This is a genomic window from Streptomyces sp. NPDC046977 (assembly GCF_040644455.1).
In the GTDB taxonomy this organism is placed as follows: Bacteria; Actinomycetota; Actinomycetes; order Streptomycetales; family Streptomycetaceae; genus Actinacidiphila.
In genome coordinates this window covers 123,691-136,435 of record NZ_JBEYWO010000022.1, presented here as the reverse complement: position 1 = coordinate 136,435, position 12,745 = coordinate 123,691, and the positions used below count along the sequence as shown (strand labels likewise).

The window sequence follows — 12,745 nt, the reverse complement described above, 5'->3', positions numbered from 1 at the left end:
CGAGTCCCTGTCTGCGTGGCCGGTCAGGCGCCGATGAGCTTGGCGAACTTGCCCTCGAAGGCGGTCTCCTCGTCGGCGGTGAGGGACCGGAAGGGATGGGCCTTCGCCTTCATCTCCGCGTTGGGAATGATCAGCGGGTTGTCGGCCACGTCCTTGTCGATCTTGAGCAGCTCCTCGTACACGCCGGAGCAGGGCGTGATGTAGTTGACCCATGCCGACAGTTCGGCGGCGACCGCGGGCCGGTAGTACCAGTCCATGAGCAGCTCGGCGTTCTTGCGGTGCTTGGAGCCCGCCGGGACCAGCATGTTGTCCGTCGAGTACAGGTAGCCGGCGTCGGGGATCACGAACTTGATCTCGGGGTTGTCGGCCTGGAGCTGGACCAGGTCACCGGCCCAGGCCACGCAGGCCGCGATGTTCCCCGAGGCCAGGCCGTCGGTGTACTCGTTGCCGGTGAACTGGCGGATCTGCTTGCTGTCCACGGCCTTCTGGACCCGGGCGACGGCGGCGTCGAAGTCGTCGGCGGTGAAGGACTCCGGCCGCTTGCCGAGGTCCAGCAGCGTCATGCCGATGGTGTCGCGCATCTCGCTCAGCATCGCGACCCGGCCCTTGAGGGAGGGGTCGTCGAGCAGCTGGGAGATGCTGGCGACCTTCTTCCCCTTGGTGGCCTTCTCGTTGTACGCGATGACCGTCGCGATGCCCTGCCAGGGGTAGGAGTGGGCGCGCCCCGGGTCCCAGTCCGGGTTGCGGAAGCGCTGCTCCAGGTTGGTGAAGGCGTTCGGCAGGTACGTGGGGTCCAGCGGCTGCGCCCAGCCGAGCCGGATCATCCGGGCCGCCATCCAGTCGGTGAGGACGACCAGATCACGGCCGGTGGACTGGCCGGCCGCGAGCTGCGGTTTGATCTTGGCGAAGAACTCGACGTTGTCGGTGATGTCGTCGGTGTACTTGACCTTGATCCCGGTCTTCTTCTCGAAGGCCTCCAGGGTCGGCATGTGCTTCTCGTCGTCGCTCATGTCGATGTAGAGCTGCCAGTTGGAGAAGACCAGCGACTTGTCCTTGTCGGACAGGTCGTCGCTCCTCACACCGCCCCGGTTGCCGGCGGCGGCCGGGATGCCGCACGCGGTCAGGGCCGCGGCGCCCGCGACACCGAGACCGGCGCCCAGCACCCGGCGCCGGCTGAGGGAGGCCCTCCCGCCGGCCAGGCTGCGTTCCCACGCGGTGCGTACGGGCTCGGACAGGCCCTCGAACATCTCCATGGCGGTGCTGCCTCCAGAGGCGGAATTGCGTGGGACGGACGGGCGTACGGGCCGGTGGGGGCGGTCCGGGGGCCGGCGGCCGGGGTCAGCGGTCGCCGAAGACGGTGCGGTGCCACTCCTTGCGGGCCACCGCGGTGTTGTCGTACATCACATGCTTGACCTGGGTGTACTCGTCGAAGGAGTACGCGGACATGTCCTTGCCGTAGCCGGAGGCCTTGGAGCCGCCGTGCGGCATCTCGCTGATGATCGGGATGTGGTCGTTCACCCAGACGCAGCCCGCCTTGATCTCGCGGGTGGCGCGTCCGGCGCGGAAGACGTCGCGGGTCCACGCGGACGCCGCCAGGCCGTAGGGCGTGTCGTTGGCCAGATCCAGACCCTCATCATCGCTGTCGAACGGCAGCACGACCAGTACCGGGCCGAAGATCTCCGACTGGACGATCTCGCTGTCCTGGGCGGCGCCGGTGATCAGGGTCGGCCGGTAGAACGCGCCCGCCGCCGCGGGGGCCTCGCCGCCGGTGACGACGGTGGCGTAGGACCGGGCGCGGTCCACGAATCCGGCGACGCGGTCGCGCTGGGCGTGCGAGATCAGCGGCCCGAGGTCGGTCGCGGCGTCGAAGGGGTCGCCCACGCGGATGCCGGCGAAGAGGTCGGCGACCCCGGCGACGAAGGCGTCGTACAGGGGCCGCTGCACATAGGCGCGAGTGGCCGCCGTGCAGTCCTGGCCGGTGTTGATCAGGGCACCGGCGACGGCGCCGTGCACGGCGGCCTCCAGGTCGGCGTCGTCGAAGACGACGAACGGCGCCTTGCCGCCGAGTTCCAGGTGCAGGCGCTTGACGGTGGCGGTCGCGATCTCGGCGACGCGCCTGCCGACGGCGGTGGAGCCGGTGAAGGACGTCATCGCGACATCGGGGTGCCCGACCAGGTGCTCGCCCGCGGGCCGGCCGGCGCCGGTGACGATGTTGACCACGCCGTCCGGGAGGCCGGCCTCGCCGGCCGCCTGGGCGAACATCAGCGAGGTCAGCGGCGTCAGTTCGGCGGGCTTGAGCACGATGGTGTTGCCCGCGGCGACGGCCGGGAGGATCTTCCAGGCGGCCATCTGCAGCGGGTAGTTCCACGGCGCGACGGACCCGACGACGCCGACCGGCTCGCGGCGCACATAGGACGTGTGGTCGCCGGAGTACTCTGCCGCGGCCCTGCCTTCCAGGTGGCGGGCGGCCCCGGCGAAGAAGGCGGTGTTGTCGATCGTGCCGGGGACGTCGAACTCGGTGGTCAGCCTCAGCGGCTTGCCGCACTGCAGCGACTCGGCCCAGGCGAACTCCGCCGCCCGCTCCGCCAGTACGGCCGCAAAGCGGTGCAGGGCGTCGGAGCGGGCCGCGGGGGTGGCGCCCGCCCAGCCGGGCAGGGCGGCCTTCGCGGCGGCGACGGCCGCGTCCACGTCGGCGGTGCCGGCCAGCGCATACTGGTGCACGGCCTTGCCGGTGGCGGGGTCGACCACGGTGTGGTCGTGGCCGGACGTGCCCAGGCGGAGTTCTCCGGCGATGTACTGGGCCCCCTCAGCGAACCGTTCCTGTACATCGAACGCGCCATGCGCACTGAGGGCCATCGTCTTCTCCTCGGATCCGCTCGGGCTGCGTGGCCAAAGCCTGGATTGGTGGACGATCCTGACAGAGTAGGCTCGCCCCAACAAGTGATTCCGTTGTTTCCTTTTGATTACGCGACGAAATCTGTCTTCATCGGCGACCACTGACGATCCGCCGGCGCCGCTGACGTGGACAATGCCGAACGCCGGCCGCGCCCGGCAACCGACACATCGCATGCCGTGCCCCGGCCGCCCTTACACCCTGCGGGCTACGGTGGAATCGCCGCCCGCGGGCGCGCCTCCCCGTCCGCCCGCCGATCCTGTCCTTCCCTCCACCGGAGGTCGCACCGTGTTCCCCACCGTCGCCGAGGTCCTGCAGCTCGACGCGCTCCGGCGCGGGTCGCCGCAGGTCGTCGCGGGCGCCGACGGGCTCGGCCGCCCGGTGCGCTGGGTCCACGTCAGCGAACTCGCCGACATCGCCGGCATGCTGCACGGCGGCGAACTGGTGCTGACCACGGGCGTCATGCTCCCCGAGGACAAGGAACCGCTCGCCCGGTACATCGACGACCTCGCCGACGTCGGCGCCGCGGGCCTGGTCGTCGAACTCGGCCGCCGGTACGCCGACACCCTGCCGCGGCCGCTGGTGCGGGCCGCCGAGCGGCGCGGGCTGACACTCGTCGCGCTCCGCAACGAGGTGCGGTTCGTCGCCGTCACCGAGGCCGTGCACGCGCACGTCGTGGACGCCCAGCTCAGCGAGTTGCGGGCCTCCGAGGCGATCCACCAGACCTTCAACGAGCTGTCCGTGGAGGGCGCCGAGGCCGACGAGATCGTCCGCGAGGTCGCACGCATCGCGGGCGCGCCCGTCGTCCTGGAGAACCTCTCCCACCAGGTGCTCGCCTTCGACCCGGCGGGCCACGACCCGCAGGCCCTGCTCGACGGCTGGGAGCGCCGCAGCCGCGGCGTCGCCCCGTCCGGACGCACCGGCCACGACCCCCGCACCGGCTGGCTGGTCACCGGGGTCGGGGCGCGCGGCCGCGACTGGGGGCGGCTGGTCGTCGTCGGTGAACCGCTCCCGGACACCGCGCCGGCGGCGGACCAGCGCCCGCACCCGCACACCGTGCTCCTCGAACGCGGCGCCGCCACCCTCGCCCTGAACCGCCTGCTGGAACGCGACCGCGAGTCGCTGGAACGCCAGACCCACCGCACGCTGCTGTCCGGAATCCTCACCCACGCCCTCACCGTCTCCGACGTCGCCCTGCGCGCCCGGGCGATCGGCGTGCCCCTGGAGGGGCGCCGGCTCGTCGGCGTCATGCTGCGGCTGCGCGGCGCGGGCGTCGCCGCGGCCCTGGAGGCGCAGGCCAGACTGCGGGACTTCACCGAGACCGCGGGCCAGGCCGTGCGCGACCGGGGGCTGACCGCGCTCACCGGCACGCTCGACGACGGCGCGGTCGGCGTCCTGGTCTCCCTCGGCCCCGCCGACGACGAGCACAGCGCGCTGGAGGGCTTCGCCGCGGCCCTCACCCGGCTGACCGAGCCCGCCCCCGACGGCGGCCCGGCCTTCGTCATGGCCGCCGGCTCCTCCGTCGGATCGCTGCGCGACGCCCGCCGGACCCTGCTGGAGGCCGCCCAGGTCGCGGACGCCGCGCTGCACGGCGCCCGGCAGGAGGGGGGCAGGACGGGCGGCGGACGCGCCTACTACCGGCTGCCCGACGTGCGGCTGCGCGGACTGCTGCACCTGCTGCGCGACGACGCCCGCCTCCAGACGTACGTCGAGCGCGAACTCGGCCCGCTGCTGGCGCACGACGCCGAACACGGCACGGACCTCGTGCGCATCCTCGCCGTCTACCTGGAGAGCGGCCGCAACAAGTCCGCGGCGGCGGACGCCGCGCACCTGTCACGGCCCTCCTTCTACGACCGGCTGCACCGCGTGGAGCGCGTCCTCGGCGTCGACCTGGACCAGGTGGAGTCCTGCCTGTCGCTGCATGTGGCGCTGCTCGCGCTGGAGGCGGTGCGGCGGTAGGCCGGCCGCGGCGGCAGGTCAGGGAAGCGGCAACTCCCAGTAGGTGTAGTCGTAGTTGTAGCCCGGGGCGATCTCGACCTGGAACCTGCCGTCCGGGTCGTCGTCGGGAACGATCACGGTGACGTCGGACGTCACCGTGGCGCCGGAACGCAGTTCGGAGGGCAGCCCGCGGCCGCGCGTGACGTCCTCCAGGGTGTTGTCGTCCTCCTCCTCGGCGTAGGCGTTGGCCTCGGATTCCTCCGTGTCGGCGGTCTGGTCACCGGTGTTCTCCACGGTCACCGTGAAGGTCACGGCGGTGCCGTCGGAGACCGCGTCAGCGGGCGCGCCGCCGGCCGCGTGCGCGGCGGAGACGGTCACCACCACGCCGTCGTCGTACGTCACGGGGCTGCCGGCCGCCATCGGCGTGCCGTACGCGCCCTGGTCCGCGCTGATCAGGTCGTCGTCCATCGCGTCGAACCAGCCGCCGGCGATCCCGCCGACCAGCAGCGCGATCATCGCTCCGGAGATCACCACGGACACGATGCCGAGGATCAGGCCGGTCAGCGCCTGGCCGCGGTTGGTCGCCTCGCCGCGGCGCACGATCCGCAGGCCGACGATGCCGAAGACCAGCGCCGCCAGGCCGAGGGGCAGGCCGAGGAACGCCCCGAAGCACGCGATGCCGAGGATCGCCCCGATGATGCCGAGCACCATCGCGGTCACGCCGAACCCGTTGCGCGGGGCGGGCTGCCCCCAGGCCCCGTACGGGCCGCCGGGGTAGCCCGGATAACCCGGGTACCCCGGGTAGTCGGCGTATCCCGGGTGTCCGGGGTGCCCCGGGTACTGCCCCTGCGGCGGGACGGCTCCCCACGGGCCGTACGGGTACGGCTGCGTCGGTGCCTGCGGCGCGGGCGCGTCGGCGGGCACGGGCCGCTTCGTCATCTCCACGCCGGGCGCCTGCGGTATGGGCGGCGGCGCCCACGGATCCCCTGCCCCCGGCGCCTGCGCCTGCGCCGGTGCGCCGGCCACGGGGTACCCCCACGGCCCCGGCTGCGGCGCGCCCGGATACCCCGCCCCGGGCACCGGCGGCGCCCACGGATTGCCCACCGGCGCCGCCGCCTGCGGCTCCGCCGCGCCGAACTCCTGCGCGGGAACGCCGTCGACCGGACCGCCAGGCTGTCCGGCCCCGGGCACCGGCGGGGCCCACGGATTGCCCACCGGGGCCGCCGCCTGCGGCTCCGCCGCGCCGAACTCCCGCACGGGCACACCCTCGACCGGACCGGCCGGCAGGACATCCTCAACCGACGGGACCTCCTCAGCAGCCTGACCGACCGGCACCGCCACGGGCTCCGACGCGGACGCCTGCGGCTCCACCGTTCCGAACTCCCGCGTCGCGACAGGCTCGACTGGACCGGCGGGCTCCAGTGCCGGGTCCTGCGCCTCCACCCCACCGAACTCCCGCACGGGCACACCCTCGACCGGACCGGCCGGCGAGGCATCCTCAACCGACGGGGCCTCCTCGGCCGCCTGACCGACCGGCTCCGGAGCCGGGGCCTGCGGCTCCACCGCATCCGACTCCCGCGCGGGGACGTGCTCGACCGGACCGCCGGGCGGCACCACCTCGGCGGCCTGGCCGTCCGGTGCCGCCGCCTGCGGCTCCGCCGGGGGACGGCGGAAGGCCCGGGTGCGGTCGTCGGGGGTGTCGTCCGGCGGCGGGACGGGGGGCTGGGCGGGGGCGGCGTCGTGGGGCGCCGGGGTCTCGCGGTCGTCGGACATGCGGTGATCCTCCTGGCTACGTCGGGCAATGCTATGGCCTGCGAAGACTGCGGACCGCAACAATTTCGCGTCTACGATGGCCGTTGCCGCCGACCGCTCAGGAGGATCACCGCATGTCCGACACCGTGCCCGCCCTCGACGCCTTCATCGCGGGGCTGCCGAAGGCCGAACTCCACGTCCACCACGTGGGTTCCGCCTCGCCCCGCATCGTCGCCGAGCTGGCCGCGCGGCACCCGGATTCCAAGGTGCCCTCCGACCCCGCCGCACTCGCCGAGTACTTCAGCTTCCGTGACTTCGCCCACTTCATCGAGGTCTACCTGTCCGTCGTCGACCTGATCCGCGACGCGGAGGACGTGCGCCTGCTGACGTACGAGGTCGCCCGCGACATGGTGCGGCAGAACATCCGCTACGCCGAGCTGACCGTGACCCCGTACAGCTCGGTGCGGCGCGGCATCCCGGACCGGGCGTTCGTGGAGGCGATCGAGGACGCGCGCACGGCGGCCGAGAAGGAGCTCGGCATCGTGCTGCGCTGGTGCTTCGACATCCCCGGCGAGGCCGGTCTCGCCTCCGCGGAGGAGACCGCGCGGATCGCGACCGAACTGCGCCCGGAGGGCCTGGTGAGCTTCGGCCTGGGCGGCCCGGAGATCGGTGTGCCGCGCCCGCAGTTCAAGCCGTACTTCGACCGCGCCCGTGCGGCGGGCCTGCGCAGCGTGCCGCACGCGGGCGAGACCACCGGCCCGCAGACGATCTGGGACGCGCTGAACGAGCTGGGCGCCGAGCGCATCGGCCACGGCACCAGCGCCGCGCAGGACCCGCGGCTGCTGGACCACCTGGCCGAGCACCGCATCCCGCTGGAGGTGTGCCCGACCTCCAACATCGCCACCCGCGCGGTGGCCACCCTGGACGAGCACCCGGTGCAGCAGATGGTGGCCGCGGGCGTGCTGGTCACGATCAACAGCGACGACCCGCCGATGTTCGGCACCGACCTCAACTCCGAGTACGCGGTGGCCGCCCGGCTGCTGGAGCTGGACGAGGCGGGCGTGGCCGCCCTGGCCCGGAACGCCGTCGAGGCGTCCTTCCTCGACGCCAGCGGCAAGGCGCGGCTGTCCGCCGAGATCGACGCGTACCTGGCCGGATGGCAGCGCTAGCCGTCGCGCATCGCGGCGACCCGTACCGCCACCGCGAGAACACCCTGCCCTCGCTGCGCAGCGCACTGCGTGCGGGGGCGGACGCGGTGGAGATGGACGTACGGGTGACCCGCGACGGCGTGCCGGTACTGCTGCACGATCCCACCCTCACGCGGCTGTGGGGAGTGGACGCGGCCCTCGCCGGACTGCCCGCGGCCGCCCTGCCGCCGGGGATCCCGACGCTGTACGAGGCGCTGGGCGCCGTCGAGGGGTGCCGGGCGCTGGTCGACATGACGGTGCCGGAGTCGGCGCCCGCGGTCCTGGCCGCGGTGCGGGACGCGGGCGCGGAGGACCGGACGTACTACTGCGGCGAGGCAGCGGTGATGCTCGCCGTCCGGGACCGCGACCCGGCCGCGGAGATCGCGCTCACCTGGAAGACCGCCGCGCCGGTGCCCCCGCTGCTGCTCACGGAGTTGCGGCCGCGCTGGGTCAATCTGCGCTTCGGGCTGGTGCGAAGGCCCCTGGTGGCGTGGGCGCGCGGCGAGGGCCTGCTGGTGGGCGCGTGGACGGCGGACCTGCGGCGTACGATGCGCCGGCTGGAGCGGCTGGGCGTGGACGCCGTCACCTCCAACCGCATCGAGGTGCTGCTCGACGAGCTCGGCGGCCGGCCGGACCCTGCCGCCCGCCGGTGACGGCGGGCGGGGCGTCCGGCCGGGTGCGCCGTGCGTGCTCAGGCCGGGGCGCCCGCGCCTGACAGGGGCCCGGACGGCGCGGCGGCCGCCGGGGGCATCGCCTCCAGCCGCTTGATCATGCGGCGCAGGATCAGCAGCGGGACGACGCCGAAGACGCCGAACGCCATGTCGACCGGCATCCACCACAGCGGCAGGCCCCGCAGCGGGATGCAGATCGCCGCGAGCGGGACGACCCCGGCGCAGGCGATCATGGCCCACTCCACGATCCAGATGTTGCGCACCGCGTCGCGCCAGACGCCGTAGAAGGCGGTGGCGATCACCAGGTGGGCGAAGGCCAGCCAGTCGGTTCCGTAGAACAGGAACGGGTAGTGGGCGTCGGTGGCGTCCAGCCCCTCCCGCACCCGGGAGATCCAGTCGTCGGCGAAGCCGGGAAGGTCCCAGCCGTCCAGCCACCGCACCTCGTGGACGAGCGGGAACGCGGTCACGCCGCTCAGCACCAGGCACACCACGAAGACAACGAGCCAGGCGCGTATACGCTGTTCAAGAGATCTTCGATCCTCCATGCTCCGGAGCGTACGCGCACGCGCCACGGCCCCGGACGCGGGGTCGCGCCGGGGCCGTGGCGGGGGTTCGTGCCGGTGGTGTCAGCCGTCGAGCGAGGTCATGACGTGCTTGACGCGGGTGTAGTCCTCGAAGCCGTAGCCCGACAGGTCCTTGCCGTAGCCGGACTTCTTGAAGCCGCCGTGCGGCATCTCCGCGACCAGCGGAATGTGGGTGTTGATCCACACGCAGCCGAAGTCGAGGCGCTTGGACATGCGCATCGCGCGCGCGTGGTCCTTGGTCCACACCGAGGACGCCAGGGCGTACTCGACACCGTTCGCCCACTCGACGGCCTGGTCCTCGTCGGTGAAGGACTGGACGGTGATGACCGGGCCGAAGACCTCGTTCTGGATGATCTCGTCGTCCTGCTTGAGGCCGGACACCACGGTCGGGGCGTAGAAGTAGCCCTTGTCGCCGACCCGGTGGCCGCCGGTCTCGACCTTGGCGTGCGCGGGCAGGCGCTCGATGAAGCCGGTGACCTGGGCGAGCTGGTTGGCGTTGTTGAGCGGGCCGTACAGCACGTCCTCGTCGTCCGGGGCGCCGGTCTTCGTGTCGGAGGCGGCCTTGGCGAGCTGGGCCACGAACTCGTCGTGGATGGACTCGTGCACCAGGACGCGGGTGGCGGCGGTGCAGTCCTGGCCGGCGTTGAAGTAGCCGGCGACGGAGATGTCCTCGACGGCCTTGGCGATGTCGGTGTCCTGGAAGACCACGACGGGGGCCTTGCCGCCCAGTTCCAGGTGGACCCGCTTGACGTCCTTGGCGGCGCTGGCGGCGACCTGCATGCCGGCCCGCACCGAACCGGTGATGGAGGCCATCGCGGGCGTGGCGTGCTCGACCATCAGCCGGCCGGTGTCGCGGTCGCCGCAGACCACGTTGAAGATGCCCTGGGGCAGGTCCAGTTCGGCGAGGACGCCACCGATGATCTCCGCGATCAGCACAGTGGAGGCGGGCGTGGTGTCCGAGGGCTTCAGGACGACCGTGTTGCCCGCGGCGATCGCCGGGGCGAACTTCCACACGGCCATCATCATCGGGTAGTTCCACGGCGCCACCTGGGCGCAGACGCCGACCGGCTCGCGGCGGACGATGGAGGTCATCCCGTCCATGTACTCGCCGGCGGACCGGCCCTCCAGCATGCGGGCGGCGCCCGCGAAGAAGCGGATCTGGTCGACCATCGGCGGGATTTCCTCGCTCGCGGTCAGCCCGATCGGCTTTCCGGTGTTCTCGCTCTCGACGGCCACCAGCTCGTCCGCGCGCGCCTCGAAGGCGTCGGCGATCTTCAGCAGCGCCTTCTGGCGCTCGGAGGGCGTCTTGTCGCGCCAGACCGGGAAGGCGGCGGCGGCCGCCGCCATGGCGGCGTCGACGTCGGCGGCACCGGACAGCGGGGCGGTCGCGTAGGCCTCGCCGGTGACCGGGTTGACCACGTCCGTGGTGCGCCCGTCGGCGGCGTCGCGGAATTCTCCGTTGATGTAGTTGCGCAAGATACGGAGCTCGCTCACTGCACCTCTCCCTGTCCTGTCCGATGTGTGAGACGCCCCCAGAGTACCCACAGCACTGCGGTATTCGACATAGCCGAAACTCCGCGACAATGGATTCCGTGAGTTTGAGGCCCTAAAACTGCGGATTTCATTGATTGGGGCTTGCGCGACTGCTGACCTCTCATGCACAGTGTGTGCGTGGCCACTCGTACTCCGGATCCCAGAGGCGCCAACAGCACCTTTGTGATCGATTCCGTCTCCAAGGCGATCATCGAGCAGCTCCAGGAGGACGGCAGGCGTCCGTACGCCGCCATCGGCAAGGCCGTGGGCCTGTCCGAGGCGGCCGTGCGCCAGCGGGTCCAGAAGCTGCTCGACCAGGGCGTCATGCAGATCGTCGCCGTCACCGACCCGCTCACCGTGGGATTCCGGCGGCAGGCCATGGTCGGCATCACCGTCGACGGCGACATCGACCCCGTCGCCGACGCGCTCGCCGCGATGACGGAGGTCGAGTACGTCGTCGTCACCGCGGGCTCCTTCGATCTGCTGATCGAGATCGTCTGCGAGGACGACGACCACCTCCTGGAGACGATCAACAAGCGAATCCGCACGCTGCCCGGCGTGCGGTCCACCGAGAGCTTCGTCTACCTCAAGCTCCGGAAGCAGACCTACACCTGGGGAACCAGATAGTCATGAGCGCGGACCATTCAAAGACCGCGTACGACCACCTGTGGATGCATTTCACCCGCATGTCGTCGTACGAGAACGCCCCTGTGCCGACCATCGTGCGCGGCGAGGGCACGTACATCTACGACGACAAGGGCAAGCGGTACATCGACGGCCTCGCGGGCCTCTTTGTGGTCAACGCCGGCCACGGACGGGTCGAGCTCGCCGAGACGGCCTACAAGCAGGCGCAGGAACTCGCCTTCTTCCCGGTGTGGAGCTACGCCCACCCCAAGGCCGTGGAGCTCGCCGAACGACTCGCGGACTACGCCCCCGGCGACCTGAACAAGGTCTTCTTCACCACCGGCGGCGGCGAGGCGGTCGAGACCGCCTGGAAGCTGGCCAAGCAGTACTTCAAGCTCAAGGGCAAGCCGAGCAAGTACAAGGTCATCTCGCGCGCCGTCGCCTACCACGGCACCCCGCAGGGCGCCCTGTCCATCACGGGCCTGCCCGGCCTGCGGGCGCCCTTCGAGCCGCTGGTCCCCGGCGCGTTCAAGGTGCCCAACACCAACATCTACCGCGCCCCGATCTTCGGCGACGACCCCGAGGCCTTCGGCCGCTGGGCCGCCGACCAGATCGAGCAGCAGATCCTCTTCGAGGGCCCCGACACCGTGGCGGCCGTCTTCCTGGAGCCCGTGCAGAACGCGGGCGGCTGCTTCCCGCCGCCCCCCGGCTACTTCCAGCGCGTGCGCGAGATCTGCGACCGCTACGACGTGCTGCTCGTCTCCGACGAGGTCATCTGCGCCTTCGGCCGGCTCGGCACCATGTTCGCCTGCGACAAGTTCGGCTACGTCCCGGACATGATCACCTGCGCCAAGGGCATGACCTCGGGCTACTCCCCTATCGGCGCCTGCGTCATCTCCGACCGCATCGCCGAGCCCTTCTACAAGGGCGGCAACACCTTCTTGCACGGCTACACCTTCGGCGGCCACCCGGTGTCGTCCGCGGTCGCCCTCGCCAACTTCGACATCTTCGAGCGCGAGCAGCTCAACCAGCACGTGCTCGACAACGAGGACGCCTTCCGCGCCACCCTGGAGCGGCTCCACGACCTGCCGATCGTCGGCGACGTCCGCGGCAACGGCTTCTTCTACGGCATCGAACTCGTCAAGGACAAGGTCACCAAGGAGACCTTCACCGACGAGGAGACCGAGCGCGTCCTGTACGGCTTCCTCAGCAAGGCGCTCTTCGAGAACGGCCTGTACTGCCGCGCCGACGACCGCGGCGACCCGGTCGTCCAGCTCGCGCCGCCGCTGATCGCCGACCAGTCGACGTTCGACGAGATCGAGGGCGTGCTGCGCACGGTCCTGACGGAGGCCTGGACCAAGCTCTGACGTCTTCTTGGGGCTCGGTTCGCCTCCGGGGCGCTCCAGCCGGTGTCGACAGTCGACCATGCTCGGTCCCTCGTTCCTCGGGGCCTGCGCGTGCTCTCCTTTTCGACACCGGCCGCGCCCCTTCGGCTCACTCGCCGACGGCCGGCGTAGGCCGCACGGGTGGCCGCGTGCGGGAACAGCCCGCGAGAAGCGCGGC

General features: G+C 71.8%; 10 protein-coding genes. 5 read left to right on the top strand and 5 right to left on the bottom strand.

Annotation, left to right across the window (positions count from 1 at the left end; translation table 11 throughout):
* Positions 1-23: 23 nt before the first annotated feature.
* Together ABZ883_RS29230 and ABZ883_RS29225 are read right to left on the bottom strand one after the other, a co-directional pair.
* Complete coding sequence (locus ABZ883_RS29230; RefSeq protein WP_360911332.1) at positions 24-1,247, bottom strand: spermidine/putrescine ABC transporter substrate-binding protein; 1,224 nt, start codon at positions 1,245-1,247, stop codon at positions 24-26.
* Between the two features lie 91 nt (positions 1,248-1,338).
* Positions 1,339-2,856, bottom strand: coding sequence for a gamma-aminobutyraldehyde dehydrogenase (locus ABZ883_RS29225; protein WP_360911261.1), 1,518 nt, complete (start codon positions 2,854-2,856; stop codon positions 1,339-1,341).
* 325 nt (positions 2,857-3,181) lie between these two features.
* Between ABZ883_RS29225 and ABZ883_RS29220 the strand changes: the two genes are divergently transcribed.
* Positions 3,182-4,852, top strand: a complete 1,671-nt coding sequence (locus ABZ883_RS29220) for a PucR family transcriptional regulator (RefSeq protein WP_360911260.1) — start codon at positions 3,182-3,184, stop codon at positions 4,850-4,852.
* Positions 4,853-4,870: 18 nt separating this feature from the next.
* On the opposite strand, the gene ABZ883_RS29215 is transcribed toward ABZ883_RS29220, so the two are convergent.
* Complete coding sequence (locus ABZ883_RS29215; protein ID WP_360911258.1) at positions 4,871-6,604, bottom strand: hypothetical protein; 1,734 nt, start codon at positions 6,602-6,604, stop codon at positions 4,871-4,873.
* Positions 6,605-6,717: 113 nt separating this feature from the next.
* Here ABZ883_RS29215 and ABZ883_RS29210 point away from each other — a divergent pair, with 113 nt between their 5' ends.
* Together ABZ883_RS29210 and ABZ883_RS29205 are read left to right on the top strand one after the other, a co-directional pair.
* A complete protein-coding gene (locus ABZ883_RS29210; protein WP_360911257.1) occupies positions 6,718-7,752 on the top strand; it encodes an adenosine deaminase in 1,035 nt (344 codons plus the stop codon).
* A complete protein-coding gene (locus ABZ883_RS29205) occupies positions 7,740-8,423 on the top strand; it encodes a glycerophosphodiester phosphodiesterase (RefSeq protein ID WP_360911255.1) in 684 nt (227 codons plus the stop codon). The genes ABZ883_RS29210 and ABZ883_RS29205 overlap by 13 nt, the downstream gene beginning before the upstream one ends.
* 38 nt (positions 8,424-8,461) lie before the next feature.
* Here ABZ883_RS29205 and ABZ883_RS29200 read toward each other — a convergent pair whose 3' ends face one another.
* Both ABZ883_RS29200 and ABZ883_RS29195 read right to left on the bottom strand, forming a co-directional pair.
* Positions 8,462-8,986 carry a hypothetical protein gene (locus ABZ883_RS29200; RefSeq protein ID WP_360911253.1) on the bottom strand — a complete coding sequence of 175 codons (525 nt, stop codon included), beginning with the start codon at positions 8,984-8,986 and terminating at the stop codon, positions 8,462-8,464.
* 81 nt (positions 8,987-9,067) lie between these two features.
* A complete protein-coding gene (locus ABZ883_RS29195; protein ID WP_360911251.1) occupies positions 9,068-10,519 on the bottom strand; it encodes a gamma-aminobutyraldehyde dehydrogenase in 1,452 nt (483 codons plus the stop codon).
* Between the two features lie 162 nt (positions 10,520-10,681).
* Here ABZ883_RS29195 and ABZ883_RS29190 point away from each other — a divergent pair, with 162 nt between their 5' ends.
* Together ABZ883_RS29190 and ABZ883_RS29185 are read left to right on the top strand one after the other, a co-directional pair.
* A complete protein-coding gene (locus ABZ883_RS29190) occupies positions 10,682-11,185 on the top strand; it encodes an Lrp/AsnC family transcriptional regulator (protein WP_360911249.1) in 504 nt (167 codons plus the stop codon).
* Positions 11,186-11,187: 2 nt separating this feature from the next.
* Complete coding sequence (locus tag ABZ883_RS29185; protein ID WP_360911247.1) at positions 11,188-12,549, top strand: aspartate aminotransferase family protein; 1,362 nt, start codon at positions 11,188-11,190, stop codon at positions 12,547-12,549.
* The last annotated feature ends 196 nt before the right edge of the window (positions 12,550-12,745 follow it).